Annotated in this window: 7 protein-coding genes and 4 pseudogenes; 6 read left to right on the forward strand and 5 right to left on the reverse strand. The window is 68.5% G+C overall.

Going from position 1 to position 14,696, the window contains the following annotated elements; translation table 11 throughout:
* The 3 genes from AAW14_RS38130 to AAW14_RS38140 all read left to right on the forward strand — a co-directional run.
* The coding region (locus tag AAW14_RS38130; protein ID WP_265569063.1) for a SpoIIE family protein phosphatase at window positions 1–269 on the forward strand (269 nt) is incomplete at its 5' end.
* Window positions 270–1,038: 769 nt separating this feature from the next.
* Window positions 1,039–1,914: a helix-turn-helix transcriptional regulator gene (locus AAW14_RS38135; protein WP_265569064.1), complete on the forward strand. Its 876-nt coding sequence runs from the start codon at window positions 1,039–1,041 to the stop codon at window positions 1,912–1,914.
* Window positions 1,915–2,043: 129 nt separating this feature from the next.
* Window positions 2,044–2,895 (forward strand): oxidoreductase, encoded by an 852-nt coding sequence (locus AAW14_RS38140; RefSeq protein WP_265569065.1) that lies wholly within the window; start codon window positions 2,044–2,046, stop codon window positions 2,893–2,895.
* A gap of 193 nt (window positions 2,896–3,088) precedes the next feature.
* Here AAW14_RS38140 and AAW14_RS38145 read toward each other — a convergent pair whose 3' ends face one another.
* Together AAW14_RS38145 and AAW14_RS38150 are read right to left on the reverse strand one after the other, a co-directional pair.
* Window positions 3,089–3,706, reverse strand: coding sequence for a DUF4232 domain-containing protein (locus AAW14_RS38145; RefSeq protein WP_265569066.1), 618 nt, complete (start codon window positions 3,704–3,706; stop codon window positions 3,089–3,091).
* 706 nt (window positions 3,707–4,412) lie between these two features.
* Window positions 4,413–5,144, reverse strand: a pseudogene (locus AAW14_RS38150) (transposase).
* Window positions 5,145–5,233: 89 nt separating this feature from the next.
* Between AAW14_RS38150 and AAW14_RS38155 the strand changes: the two are divergent.
* Window positions 5,234–6,340: pseudogene (locus AAW14_RS38155) on the forward strand (IS110 family transposase); the annotation flags it as partial.
* 313 nt (window positions 6,341–6,653) lie between these two features.
* A complete protein-coding gene (locus tag AAW14_RS38160) occupies window positions 6,654–7,808 on the forward strand; it encodes an IS630 family transposase (RefSeq protein ID WP_265569067.1) in 1,155 nt (384 codons plus the stop codon).
* Here the strand turns inward: AAW14_RS38160 and AAW14_RS38165 are convergent.
* Window positions 7,773–8,558: a class I SAM-dependent methyltransferase gene (locus AAW14_RS38165; protein WP_265569068.1), complete on the reverse strand. Its 786-nt coding sequence runs from the start codon at window positions 8,556–8,558 to the stop codon at window positions 7,773–7,775. The genes AAW14_RS38160 and AAW14_RS38165 overlap by 36 nt on opposite strands.
* A 429-nt stretch (window positions 8,559–8,987) precedes the next feature.
* Window positions 8,988–9,276 (reverse strand): annotated as a pseudogene (locus AAW14_RS38170) (helicase); the annotation flags it as partial.
* Window positions 9,277–9,535: 259 nt separating this feature from the next.
* Here AAW14_RS38170 and AAW14_RS38175 point away from each other — a divergent pair.
* A complete protein-coding gene (locus tag AAW14_RS38175; protein ID WP_265569069.1) occupies window positions 9,536–12,775 on the forward strand; it encodes a choice-of-anchor D domain-containing protein in 3,240 nt (1,079 codons plus the stop codon).
* A 330-nt stretch (window positions 12,776–13,105) separates the two neighbouring features.
* On the opposite strand, the pseudogene AAW14_RS38180 reads toward AAW14_RS38175, so the two are convergent.
* Window positions 13,106–14,339, reverse strand: a pseudogene (locus tag AAW14_RS38180) (IS110 family transposase).
* Between the last annotated feature and the right edge of the window lie 357 nt (window positions 14,340–14,696).

Consider the following 14,696-nt stretch of genomic DNA (forward strand, 5'->3'; position numbering starts at 1 on the left):
GCCCCGAACACGTCCCCCGCCCCCAGGCCACCACGACCTACACCCCTGGCGACACCCTCATCCTCTACACCGACGGCCTGATCGAACGCCGCGGTGAGGACATCGACACCGGCCTGACCCGCCTGACCTCCACGCTCGCCACCTGCACCGAGTTCGGCGCGGAACACCTCGCCGACGCTCTCCTCGCCCGCCTCGGCCTCGCCAGCGGCGCAGGCGACGACATCGCCATGGTCGTCGTCCGCCTGGACCGAACGACCTGGCCGTCCTGAGCGGGCCGACGCCGTCGTCGGTGAGCATGCGGCCCCTGGGGCGGCGGCCGGCTTGGTGCACTCGTAACGCAGCATGTCCGGCAAGACGGTGCGCAGAGTCTTCTCCGCCTCGCGCTGTATCCGCCGGTGATGGCGAGTACGGCGCTCCACGGCTCTCGGTAGCTGTTCCCGTCGTCGGCGCCTGGCGGGAAGCAGGGTTCCCGGTGAAGGCATCTGTCGACCCCGGCGGTACCGGACGGGCCTTGCCCGAAAGGCTCGACAGCATTCTCTTCAGCTTCCGGGCGAGTCGGTTGGACAAGCGTTGTGGATGATCTTCCCTCGGTCGAGACGACCATCTCGGGCTGCCTGGTGGCGAAGGTGCATGGGGCCGTGGACTATGTCTCGCTGCCGGAGCTGCGTGAGCGGCTGAATCAGGTGATCGCTCGCGCGGAGTGGGCCAACGTGCTGGATCTGACGGATGTGTCGTTCTATGCCTCGGCGGGGGCTCAACGTCCTGCTGGGAGCCCATCGCGAAGCGCAGAGGGCAGCGGTGGCGCTGGTCCTGGCCGGCGTCCTGGACCCGCTGCAGTAATCACTCACTGCTGCACGAGACACGCCCCGTTCGGCGTGACGGAATCATCCCAGCGGCGGTGGCCAGCAGCAGCGCCAAGATGACAGCCCCGGCAGGTTCAGCAGCGCACACGAGCGGTGTCGCCGTGACCCGGTGTGTAGTACTGGCAGGGCCACCTATGCCCTTGGTGATCGACTGGGTGAAGAGCAGACTTAGGGCATGGGCAACAACGACTTGGGCGACTTCCTGCGGGCCCGCCGTGCTGGACTCACGCCGGATGAGATCGGTCTGCCGGTCGAGTTCGGCGCCGGTCGCCGGGTCGCCGGTCTGCGGCGCAGTGAGGTCGCGCAGCTGGCCGGGGTGAGTACCGAGTACTACACCCGTCTGGAACAAGGCCGCGCCCGGCAGCCGTCCGAACAGGTACTGCACGCCCTCTGCGACGCGCTGCGGTTCGATGACATCGAGCGGCGGCATCTGTTCGCCCTCGCGGGCACCGCAGCCGGGCACATGGACCGGGCCGAACACTCGTCACGGCTACGACCGGCGCTGCGCCAGGTGCTGGAGTCGATGGATCTGGCTTCTGCTTTTGTCAGCGACCGGAACCTCACTGTCGTCGGCGGGAACACGTTGTGGGCGTTGCTGTTTCCCGATGTGGCCGAGCTGCCGCGCCGGGAACGCAGCATGGCGCGCTGGACGCTGCTGGATCCGCGTGCTCGCCTGGTGTGGTGCGACTGGGAACGCGTCGCCCGCGACTACGTGCATGGGTTGCGGCGGGCCGCCGCCGCCCAGCCGCGAAACCAGCGCATCGCCAACCTGATCGGTGAGCTGATGATGCGCTCACCCGAGTTCCCTGCGTGGTGGTCAGAACACCGCGTCCAGGAACGCAGCACCGGCCTCAAACGCCTCCACCACCCTGTCGCCGGTGACCTGGAACTGCAGTACGAGATCTTCACCTCGGCCGCCGACCCCGGCCAATCGCTCGTCGTCTACTGCGCGCCGTCCGGCTCGCCATCTCAGGAGCGCCTGCGACTGCTGGCCAGCTGGGGCAGCGAACGCGCCACCGCGACTACCCGGGACACAGCCGCCGAGTCCTGACCACCGCCCGAACCGGGCGATCCAGCACCAACACCACCCAGACACGACCCCGCTATACCCGCGGGGTCGATGCCGCCGTGCCCACGCACGCCCCCCGGCCTGACACTCATCCACGAAAGGACACCCGTAGTGAGCAAGACATTCCTGATCACCGGCGTCAGCACCGGCCTCGGACTGGCCATCGCCCGACGAGCCCTGGCGGCCGGGCACCGGGTCGCGGGCACCGTGCGCAGCGAGCAGCACGCGGCCGCCTTCCAGGCACTGGCCCCCGACCGTGCCCGGGCCTTCATCCTCGACCTGTCCGACGCGGACCGGATCGACCCCACGGTGCGGGCGGCCGAAGCGGAACTGGGCCCGATCGAAGTGCTCGTGGCCAACGCCGGCTACGGGCTCGAAGGCACCTTCGAAGAGTCATCGATGGCTGATCTGCGCCGCCAGTTCGAGGTCAACGTATTCGGCACGGTAGCGACGGTGAAAGCGGTCCTACCCGGCATGCGGGAACGGCGCGGCGGCCACATCTTCGTCATCACCTCGATGGGCGGGCACACCACCTTCCCCGGACTGGCGTTCTACGAAGGCAGCAAACACGCCCTGGAAGGCATCACCGACACCCTCGCCCAAGAGGTTACCCAGTTCGGCGTGCGGGTCACCGCCGTAGCTCCCGGCGCGTTCAGAACCGACTGGGCAGGTAGGTCACTGGTCCGCGCACCACGCAGCATCGCCGACTACGACGCATTGTTCGACCCGATCCGGACCCGCCGCCAGGCCCTCGCGGGTCAGGGCGTCGGTGACCCCGATCGCGCGGGCGACGCCATCCTCACCCTCCTAGACGCGGAGAAGCCCCCCGTGCATATCCTGCTCGGCTCGGACGCGCTACGCCTGGTCACCGCCGGGCGCCAACGCGTCCAGGACGACTTCGACGCCTGGGAGAAACTCAGCCGCTCCACCGACTCCACCGAAGGCGGAGTTACAGTCGCCTGACACTGGACAGGAGATACAACCAACCGCCCAACCTCATCAGAGACTTCGAGACAGATCACCCTAACGAGCCGAAGTCAGTAACGTCCAGGCCCCCGACAACGGGAAAACCGCACCCGCCCGCGCGGCCTCCAGCCCCTGCCGGACTCGCTCGCCTGGCTGGCCCGCGGCCGGTCCGCTGTGATGCTTGCGCCGTCTACCGCATCCGGGGTGCGCCCATGTGAACGGTGTCGCAGAACACCGGGCTCACCTGCCGGCCGTGTGGGTCGGTGATCTGCAGGAATGCGCCGTAGTCGGTGCGCGGGGGGTGCGGCGGCAGCACCTCGATGCGTGGGTCGTCATCGAGCGGGATGGAACAGGAACCGCCAGCGACTGGTGATGCAGGATAGAAAAGAGGAAAGTCGACCGCGTTGCCGTGGTTCAGCACCAGCCGGACCGGTGCCTTCGACATCGGCTCCGACCAGACGGCCGGCCCTTTGCCCGCGTAAGCGTGAAGCTCCGGGTAGCCATTGAAGGCACAACGTAAGGTGCCGATGTTGGTCGCGCTCAACAGGGCCGTCGGTGCCTTACTCGACTTGTCGGCGAGGCGCGTCAGTCTCCACCGAAGCTGCTTGGCGCCGCATGCGGCACCCGGTCGGGCGCCTGCCGAGGCCGAGGGCGACGGGGCCGTTTGCGACGGTTTAGCGGTCAGCTCGGGAGTCCGTGACGGCTTGGTGGCCGGCTGCGCGGCACCACGATGTTCTGGACCGCAGGCCGCAGCAGCAACAACCACCGCCAGGCTGATCGCGGAGACTGCCGCTGTTCGCCGTGCCATGAGTACATCCCCTTGGTGAAGCACCCCCTGCGGAGGCCGGGTGCCACCGCTACTGCCTCCCAGGCAGAGAGATGCATACGCCTTCGCGGAGGTTCCCAAGGCTGCTTGCTCAACGCACCGGACAACGCCGGCGGGCGACACAGTTTTGGCCAGGCATGCACACAACTCCACGGCTCTGGCCTACGGTGTTCCGCTTTGATCACTGGTCACAGATGCCTGAGGTGCGCTTTAGGACAATCGACTTCGGCACATCCGTCGGACAAAGCCGGGAGCACCTCCTGGTCGGCACCCACGCAAAGACCCGCGTGTACACGGGGCCGCAATGGCGGCACTGCTCACGGCGTGCCTGGCAGGTCCAGCATCGGCGGATGGCCGCAACGGGTGAGGCTGCCGCGACCGCCACATTGGCCACGTATAAGGCGCACTTAGTAGCAAACGAAGCGACGCCCGTCAGGGTCGATGAGGCGGTAAGCCACCCTGAAACCAGAGCCTTTATGGCTGCAGCCAAGAGCAACGGGGAGTCAACCGACAAGATCAACGCGCTCCTGACGCGGACAATTGGGTGGGATATCCGGTCTCCTTGGCGGTGGCGGAGTCCAACAACGGCGCTGATCCCGAAGCCGCCTCCCAGCTGACGTCCGCTCAGGCCTTCGCCAAAACGCCAGACGGGGCCGAGGTAGCAACAGCCGATACTGACTTCGGCTCGTCAAGGTGACGTCGGATCGCCGAGGGTCAGGCCGGTGCCTGCTATGAAGCCGGCGAGGGTGTCGGGCCGGTATTGAAGGCGCTTGAGCCGGTTGTGTACGAGGGTCTCGAGTCGGTCCAGGGCGACGACGGCGAGGTTGGCCAGGCTGCGTTTGACGTGTGCCCATACGCCCTCGACGGGGTTGAGGTCGGGCGACTAGGCGGGCAGCAGGAACACCGTCAGCCATGCACGCTCGGCGATCAGCTCACGCATGGCCCGGCAGACGTGGGTGTTCAGCCGGTCCCACACCAGCACGATCGGCGCTTTGACGAGCTGGTGAGTGCCGTCGAGCAGGGCGATGAAGTCGCGCTCGCCCATGCTGCGGCGCTTGCCCTTGCCCGCGGGATGGGTGCGCAGGCGGTGGCACAGCCGGGTTCGGGAGCCGGGCCGCATGGCGATCAGCCCGGCCACCGACAGCCGTCCCGAGCGCCGCCCGCTGACCGTCACCTGCGGTGTGTGGCCGCGCCGGCCCCAGGTACGTCCTCCGGGCGGCCGGCGGCTGAAGCCTGCCTCGTCCTCGAAACAGATGTAGCCTCCGCAGGCCGGCCGGTCTCCTTTACCTCCGCCCAGGTCGCCTCCGTAAGTTGTTGGGCGGCCCGGGAGGGCCGGGTGTGGCTCAGGTCGCCTTGCCTGTATTGGCTCGGAAGGAGTGGCCGCCCGGCTCTCCGGGGCGCCCTGGCTGCTGATCGAGATGTGCGCGCCTCGTGCGGTCGCTGATTACGGAGATGACAGCGGGGTGTTCCTCGGGCCGACGGCATGCTGTTGGAGACGAGGAGGGGCGCGTGAGCAGGGAACGGGACCGGGTCTGGGCCGGCATCGACGCGGGCAAGGCCCATCACTGGGCGGCAGTGGTCGACGAGACCGGAGCCACCTTGCGGTCGAAGAAGATCCACAACGACGAGTCGGCCATCCTGACCGCGCTCGGCGAGATCCTGGCCCTGGACGACGAGGCCCACTGGGCGGTGGACATCTCCGGCACGGCCTCCGCGCTGCTGCTAGCCCTGCTCGCAGCTCACGGCCAGCAGGCCGTCTACGTGCCCGGCCGCACGGTCAACCGGATGTCCGGCGCCTACCGGGGCGAAGCCAAGACGGACGCCCGCGACGCCTACGTCATCGCTGAGACCGCCCGCCACAGCAACGACTTCACCGCGATCGACGTGCCGGCCCAGCTGGCCGCCGACCTCGCTTTGCTGACCGCGCACCGCTCCGACCTGGTGGCCGATCGGGTACGGCTGATCAACCGTCTCCGCGACGTGCTGACCGGCGTCTTCCCCGCGCTGGAGCGGGCTTTCGACTACTCGGCGCACAAGGGTGCGCTGGTGCTGCTGACCGGCTGCCAGACCCCTGCCGCCGTCCGGCGCCGCGGCCGGGCTCGGCTGACGGCTTGGCTGGCCAACCGCAGCGTCCGGGGCGCCGATACGGTCGCCACCACCGCTCTGGAAGCCGCTCAGGCCCAGCAGACCGCGCGGCCCGGCGAGGACGTCGCCGCCCAGATCGTCGCCGACTTGGCGGCGCAGATCCTGGCCCTGGACGACCGGCTCAATCGGATCGACAAGCAGATCCGCGAGACCTTCCGCAGTCACCCGCAGGCTGAGATCATCGAGTCCCTGCCCGCGATGGGGCCAATACTCGGAGCGGAGTTCGTCGTGGCCGCGGGCGATACGTCCGCCTACGCGGACGCCGGGCACCTGGCCTCAGCAGCCGGGCTCGTGCCCGTTCCTCGCGACTCCGGCCGGCGGACCGGCAACCTTCACCGGCCCAAGCGCTACAGCCGTCGCCTGCGCCGGGTGTTCTACCTATCGGCGCAGACCAGCATCATCCGCGGCGGCCCGAACCGGGGTTCCAAACCCACGTGGACCAGCACCTATTATCGGAACCGCGATAAGGGAGGGCAGGCCGGAGCCGTGAGCATCACGGCGATCACCGGCCAGACCACACCCGCGCAGGGGACCCCCATATCCGTCAATGGTCACCCCGCCCGCTGCAGGAGACCCGGGGCCCCAACCCGACGTGGACGGCAGTCTGGCCACAGAACGGATACATCATCACCGTCTACTCCGGCGACCCGTTGATGACTGACGCCGAGTTCCTACGAATCACGCAGAGTCTGAGGAACTAGTACCGCATCGGACAACGTTCGCCTCGTTGTGACGCGCCGTCCGGGTAAGGGCCCGGGCGGCGCGCGTCGGCCATGTTGTCCTGGTGGCTGAACGGGTGCGGGTGCGGGAGATCGATGACGATGAGGGCCAGCGGCTGCTGCGGATCATCCGCCGGGGCACCGGGTCCGTGGTGACCTGGCGGCGCGCCCAGATGGTGCTGCTGTCCGCGCAGGGCATGCCCGTCGACAAGATCGCGACGGTGACGTTCACCAGCCCGGACCGCGTCCGCGACGTCCGCACAACTTTGATGATGACGGTTTCGACTTTTGATGAGGACGGTTTCGACTTGCGCTACCCGAAGTACAAGGGCGGGCGTCCCAGGACGTTCACGCTGCCCGAGCGTCGCGAGATCAAGAAGATCGCCAAGTCCAAGCCGGCCGAGCACGGCCTGCCCTTCTCGACCTGGAGCCTGGTCAAGCTGGCCGACTTCCTGGTCGCCGAGGGGGTGGTCGACGACATCAGCCACGAGGGCCTGCGGGTCCTGCTCCGCGAGGAGGGCGTCTCCTTTCAACGCGTGAAGACCTGGAAGTCCTCGAACGATCCCGACTATGAGACGAAGAAGGCTCGGGTCGAGCACCTCTACGCGATCGCCGACGGCGAGGTCGTCCCCGAGCACGGCGAGCCCGAAGTCATCTTCTTCGTAGACGAGTTTGGCCCGCTCAACCTCCAGCCCCACCCCGGACGCCAGTGGGCCGAGCGCGGCGGCAAGCACAAGGACCCCGACCGCGAGGCACGGCCCCGCCGCCGTGCGACCTACACCCGCCCGCACGGCGTCCGGCATCTGTTCGCCGCCTACGGCCTGGGCAAGGACCAGCTCTACGGCCACATCAAGAAGACCAAGAGCCGTTCCAAGTTCCTGGAGTTCTGCCGTTACCTGCGCTTCCTGTACCCCGTCGGAAAGCGCATCGCGATCGTGTGCGACAACTACTCGCCGCACCTGACCACGAAGCGGTGCCGCCGGGGCGCGGACTGGGCCGAGGCCAACAACGTCGAGATCGCCTACACCCCGACCAACTCCTCATGGCTGAACCGGATCGAGGCCCAGTTCACCGCCTTGCGCTACTTCACCCTCGACGGCACCGACCACGCCGGCCACAAGGGGCAGGGCAGCATGATTCGCCGCTACATCATCTGGCGGAACAAGCACGCCCAGGACGAGCGCCTACGCGAGGTCGTGGACAGGGCGAACGTCGCCTGAGGCAGCCGCACTCCGACGGAACAACGCGGTCCACAGGAAGGCCACGCCGAACAGTGCTGACTCAGGGGGCTCCTCCCGCATGCGGCGCAGTTCTACCTCCACCAGGTCAGAGAAGATCCAGCGCAGCGATTCGGGGGTGTAGGCGAGGCCGCCCTGCAACTCGCGTTCGCGGTAGATGTCGGCGTCCCTGAGTTCCGACCCCATTCCCGCCTTGCCGGCGGCGAAGCTGGTGAGCGCGAGGTGGCCGCCAGGGGTGAGGACCCGGTCGAGGAGGGCCAGGTAGCTGACCCGGCGGTGCGGCGGCAGGTGGTGGAAGCACCCTGAGTCGACGACCAGGTCGTACGGGCCGCTCAACTCGGCAGCGGGGAGGGCGAAAGCGTTACAGCACAGGAAACGGACGTCGACTCCAGCCTTGTGAGCCCGGTCCTCACCCCAGGCGACGGCCACCGGGGAGAGGTCGACGGCGTCCACCTCGAAGCCGTGCGAGGCGAGGTGGACGGCGTTGCGGCCCGGTCCGCACCCCAGGTCCAGGGCCCGGCCGGGAGCGATCAGGCCCTGGTCGAGGTAGCCGGCCAGGTTCTCGTCCGGCTTCGACGCGAAGAACGGGACCGGCCTTGACCGGTCGGCATAGAAGCGGTTCCAGAAGTCCTTACCGTCGCCCGTGGCCAGGCGGCCAGCCTCGGATTCAGATGCGAAGAGCCCGTCCAAGAGCGCGAGAACGTCCTCGACGGTGCGTACGGTCCGGTCCATCCGGCCCCCCTTTCGACCAATGTCGACCATAGGAGCGAGGATGACAAAAGGCCAGGTCAGACGGTGTATGGCGACGACTGGAATGGGCTGCTGCGAGCCCCGGAGGTCACCGGCAGGCAACCCACTCCAGACCCCGACTCCTTGTCTGCCCAGCCAGCCATCAAGGGCCAGAATGGGGCCAACCTCGGCTGCGGCGGGGAGACCACTTCGACGAGTTTTCCAGCGGTGCTGCAGGGCGAACGTTGTCTGATGCGGCACTAGTAGGACTCCCGCGGGTGCCGGCGGAGCTCCTGAGGATGTGGCTGCGCACGGTCGAGCGGACGTCGGTCACCGTTTTCACCCCGCCGCGCCGCAGCGGCTGCTGAGATGAAATGACCTCGATCTACGGAGGAGTCGGCCAGGTACAAAGCAGTCGCCTAGGAAATCCGGCACATTAACCTCCGTGTCATAGGGCACGGCGTACAGGCCGGTGATCTCGTTCTCCTGGCGCCAGCGGAGCAGGGCCTGGTAGCCCTCCAGCCACACGAGGGACTCCGGCCGGTACACCCGGGCGCGCAGAATGCCGCGATGGTGGCCGCGTCGCGCGCGCTGGAGAAGTGCAGCAGCGCTGACTCGGCGGCTTGGGGTGTCGTCGTGCTCCTGGTCCTCGCCGCCCTCGGCGCCGGCCGTCGATCCGTCCGTCGTCATCGCGCCGGACGTGCCTCTTGCGCTGCCCGCTGATGAAGGTCCACAACCGTATGCACGGACGACGGTTGCGTGATTGGATGCGCGGGCTGTGCCCGTGCGCTGCGGCCTCCCACGTGACCGAGGAGACCGTCGTGGCCGGGTGGGATGGCGGTGGGGGCCGCCGAACATGGGGACTCAGGGGGGTTTCCTTGGAGATTTCGCGAGGCGATGTGGTGGCGGGTGCCACCAGACACGCACACAGACGCAGACACACACGACGGCGCGGCCCGGCGTTCGCCATGACGGCCGCGATGACCGCGGGCCTGATAGGGCTGGGAGTCCCGCAGACGCAGGCAAGCGAGACGACCGGCTCGGTGGACACCCTCCGGACCGGCTGGGACCCGAGTGAACCGAACCTTGGCCCGTCCGATGTGCGCTCCTCCTCCTTCGGGCAGCTCTGGAAGGTTCCCGCGCAGCTCGACGGGCAGGTATACGCCCAGCCGATCGTCGTCGGCGGCACGGTGGTGGCGGTCACCGAGAACAACAAGGCCTACGGCCTCGACCGCGCCACAGGAGCCGTGCTGTGGCAGCGCAGCTTCGGGCCTGCATGGCCCGCGTCCACCCTCAACTGCGGCGACCTCGTCCCGAACGTCGGCAGCACCGCGACGCCGGTGTACGACCCCGCCGCCGGCGCGGTCTATCTGACCACCAAGGTCGACGACGGTCCCACCCACCTGAGCCCGCACTGGTACATGCACGCGCTCGACCCGGTCACCGGGGCGGAGAAGTCCGGCTTCCCCGTGACGATCCAGGGCACTCCGTCCAACGACCCCACCCAGTCCTTCCTGCCCGCGTACCAGATGCAGCGTCCGGGCCTGCTGCTGCTCGACGGGGTGGTGTACGCGGCGTTCGGCGGACACTGCGACGCCAAGCCGTATCGCGGCTACGTGGTCGGCGTCAGCACCACCAACCCCTCGGTGACCTCGATGTGGGCGACGGAGACCGGCGCCAGCAACAGCGGGGCCGGCATCTGGCAGTCCGGCGGGGGACTCGTCTCGGACGGTCCCGGCCGGATCTTCCTGACCACCGGCAACGGCGTCAGCCCGGCGCCCGGCCCCGGCAGCGCGCCGCCCGGCACGCTCGCGGAGTCCGTGGTCCGGCTGCAGGTACAGGCCGACCGGAGTCTGAAGGCCGCCGACTTCTTCAGCCCGTCCAACGCGCCGACCCTGGACCAGCAGGACAAGGACCTGGCCTCCGGCGGGCCGGTTGGCCTGCCGGACAGCTTCGGTACCGCCTCCCACCCGCATCTGATGGTGCAGCAGGGCAAGGACGGCCGGGTCTTCCTGCTGGACCGCGACGACCTCGGCGGCAGGTCGCAGGGCACCGGCGGGACCGACGACGTGGTGGGAATCACCGGGCCGCTCAAGGGCCAGTGGGGCCACCCCGCGGTCTGGGGCGGTGACGGCGGTTATGTCTACTGCGTCGGCAACGGTGGCTCACTGGTGGCGCTGCACCGCGGCGTGACGGGCTCGGGCGACCCCGCGCTGACCGTCGCCGGATCCAGCCAGGACTCCTTCCCGTACACCAGCGGATCGCCCGTGGTGACCTCCGACGGATCCCGCTCGGGCAGCGCCCTGGTGTGGGTGGTCTGGTCGGGCGGGTCGACCGGCGTCAACGCCCAGCTGCGCGTGTACGACCCAGTTCCCGACGCGAACGGCGTCCTGCCGCTGGTCTGGTCAGCGCCGATCGGCACCGCACCGAAGTTCGCCACCCCGGCCACCGACGGCGGGCAGGTCTTCGTCGGCACCCGGGACGGCAAGGTCTACGCCTTCGGCAACCCGGTGGGCAGCCCGCTCAAGGGCGGCCCGGTCGAATTCGGGCTCGTGCCGGTGGGCGGCTCCGCGAGCACCGACGTCGTCCTGACGGAGAACCAGAGCCCGTCCCAGTCCCTCGGCATCAAGGGCGTCACGGTCGACGGTCCGTTCACCGCGGACACATCGTCGCTGCCGCCGACGATCCCGGCGGGCGGGCAGCTGTCGATACCCGTCTCCTTCACACCCGCCGCGGTCCTGGGCGCGAGTGGAACGCTCACCGTGGCCACCGACGCCGGCAGTTTCGCACTGAGTCTGCACGGCGTCGGCACCAAGCCCGGTCTGGCCGCGTTCCCGGGCACGGTGTCCTTCGGCAACCAGCCGACGGGGACCACGGCCACCGCGAACGTCCAGCTGACGAACACGGGCACAGACCCCGAGACCATCACCTCCATCACCCCGCCCGACGGACCGTTCACGGCCGCCGACCTGCCGAGCGCCGACCCGGCGAACCCGACGGTGATCCCGGCCCAGAGCTCGATCGTCCTGCAGGTTGGGTACGCGCCCACGGCCACCGGCCAGAGCTCCTCGTCGATCACACTGAGCAGCACCAGCGGTCCGCTCACCATCCCGGTCGAGGGCAGCGCGATCAGCGGCCAGGGCCACCTGGTGTTCAATCCGACGACCCTCTCGTTCGACACGGTGGTCCGCGGCACGTCGAGCACACGGACCTTCACCATCACCAACACGGGGAACATTCCGGTCACCGTCACCAAGGCGAAGGCCCCGGCAGGTGCGTTCAGCAGCGCCGACCCGCTCCCCGAGGGCTTGGTCATCGGTCCCGAGCAGAGTGTCCAGCAGACGGTCACCTTCTCCCCGACCGCGAGCGGCAGCCAGTCGGCCACGTACGAGGTCACCGGCGACGCCGGGCAGGGGGCCCAGCTGGAGCCGCTCACCGGCATCGGTGTGCCGCCGGCGTCGCAGCTGGGCACCGTGCTGGCACGGGACTACTCCGGCACCCTGTGGCTCTACCGCGGCACCGGTGTGCCCTCCGGGGCGCTGGCCGCCCGGGCCGCCATCGGAACGGGCTGGAACGCCTACAACATCATCACCAGTGTCAGCGGTGAGACGGCCGACGGCACCGGAACCGTCGTCGGCCGTGACGGACAGGGAACGCTGTGGTTCTACCAGGGCACCGGCAACCCCAACGCGCCTTTCGGGCCCCGGAGGCAGATCGGTTACGGCTGGAACATCTACAGCTCCATCGTCGGCGCCCGGGATCTGACCGGGGACGGGAAGGCCGATCTCGTCGCCCGCGACAGCAAGGGTGGCCTGTGGCTCTACCGCGGCACCGGGAACGCCTCGGCACCCTTCCTGGCCCGCACGTCCATCGGTTACGGCTGGAACACCTATAGCTCCATCGTGGGGACCGGTGACCTGACGGGGGACGGGAAGGCCGATCTCGTCGCCCGCGACAGCATGGGCGGCCTGTGGCTCTATCAGGGCACCGGCAACCCGAACGCGCCTTTCGGGCCCCGGAGGCAGATCGGTTACGGCTGGAACATCTACAGCTCCATCGTCGGCACCGCTGACCTGTCAGGGGATGGCAAGGCGGATCTCGTCGCCCGCGACAGCAAGGGTGGCCTGTGGCTCTACCGCGGCACCGGGAACGCCTCGGCACCCTTCCTGGCCCGCACGTCCATCGGTTACGGCTGGAACATCTACAACTCGCTCATCTGACCGGGGCGAAGGCGCGGCACCACGCGAGGTGCCGCGCCTGCCCCCTTGAAGCCTGGAGGCGGCGACGCCTGGCCCAGTTGCGGCGGCAGCGGGGCCGCGTGCGTGACGATCAGGCCCGAGACGGCGCGGGTCAGGGCCACGTACAGGCGGCGCAGGTGGCTGGACGGTTTCCTCCAGCGGGGGACCGAAGGCAGGGGGTCTCCCCAATCGGCCCGGTAAATCCCTGCGGGTGTCGCGCGTGTGGCGTACGGTGGTGTCACCGACGCGGGGTGGAGCAGCTCGGTAGCTCGCTGGGCTCATAACCCAGAGACACCTCATGGTGCTAACGAGTCAAGCGGCAGCGGCCATCGGGACGGGAAACGCCGTCTGTTCGTCGAACAACTCGTGGTCTTGCAGACAGCGGTAGAGCTGTCCGAGCATCCGGTTGAAGAGATTTCGTAGGGCAGCCGCGTGCCAGTCTCCGTGTGTATCGCGCCGACGGCGATAGTGGGCCTTGGCGCCTGGGGATCCGTTTGGAGCCGCGAAGGCCCACAGGTAGCCAGCGTGATTGAGACGATCGTTCTTCACCCGCCGCCGCGTGATGCTCGACTTCTTCCCGGAGGCCCGGGTGATGGGCGAGGAACCGGCATACGCCTTCAACCCGCGGGCATCGGCGAAACGGTCGCGGTCGTCCCCGATCTCGGCCAGCACCCGGGCGCCGAGCTGGATACCCAGGCCGGGGAAGCTGAGGAGGATCTCAGAGTCCGGGTGCTGAGGGAAAGCCTCTTCCACCGCCGCGGCCAGGTCGTCGGCGGCCGTGCAGGCGGCCTGCAGTTGCATGAGAAGGGCGAGCATTTGCTTGCCGAGCGCGTCCTCGACCTGGGACGGCTGGTGGACCCAGTCAGCCCGGAAGACCTGGCGGATCCGGTTGGCCTCGGTCTGTCTCGATGTTCCGTTTGCGGCCGGCGCGCTTGAGCGCAGCCTGGATCTGCGGACGGCTCAGCTGTGCGGCCCTCGTGGGGGTGGGGGCGAGCCTGAGCAGTTCGCGGGCCTCGGGTCGGCACAGACCGTTCTGCCAGATGGCAAAGGCGTCCAGGGCGGACGGGTAGTACTCGCGCAAGAGAGAACGGAGCTGGTTGGAGGTCTGCTGCCGGTTCCAGGTGGCGTCCTGCTGGGCTCGTGCCAAGACGGCGATTGCACGAGCCAGATCCGTGTCTTTGGGCAGCGGCCGGTGGGCGTGCATATCGGTGCGGAGGATGTTGGCCAGGACGAGGGCGTCGCCGGGGTCGGATTTCTTGCGCGAAACGCTGTACCGGTCGCGGTAGCGGGCGGCGGCCATGGGGTTGATGGCGAAGACCTGCCGCGTGCCCTGTCGCAGCACAGCGACCAGCAGGCCCCGCGAGGTCTCGATGGCGACCGGGATCGGGGCGTCCTCGGTGTCGCCGTACTCGGCGAGGAGGTCCAGCAGGAGCTTGTAGCCGGTCGCATCATCGGCGATGCGACGCTTGGCGAGTAACTCGCCGCCATCGTCGACGAGGGCCACGTCGTGGTGTCGTTCCGCCCAGTCGATACCGCAGTAAATCAAGTCGTTCCCTCCCTATAACGTGGGTGTTTGCGGGTGCATCAAGAGGTCACCGTGCGGAGGGCTCGCACCACCAACTCCAACGAGTGATCATGCGGATAGTGGTTGACGGAGCCGGGTGCCGATGGCGCCGCTCTGGCCTGAGGCAATGCCCGGGTAGTTTCGAGGCGTCCAAACAGCACCGCGGATCCGACAACCTCCCATGGTGGTGGCGGCCGCGAAGGCGTTGAGCGCTGCCGTTCTCTGGGGAGGCCTTGTCGACCAAGTCGCGTGAAGGCATCCGCTCGGCGCCCGCACGACCGCCAACACCACACGCAAGAGGACCGCCCGCACGCTCTAACGAGAGGCTTCATAAGCCCA

This window comes from Streptomyces hygroscopicus, assembly GCF_026168105.1.
Lineage (GTDB): Bacteria > Actinomycetota > Actinomycetes > Streptomycetales > Streptomycetaceae > Streptomyces > Streptomyces hygroscopicus_D.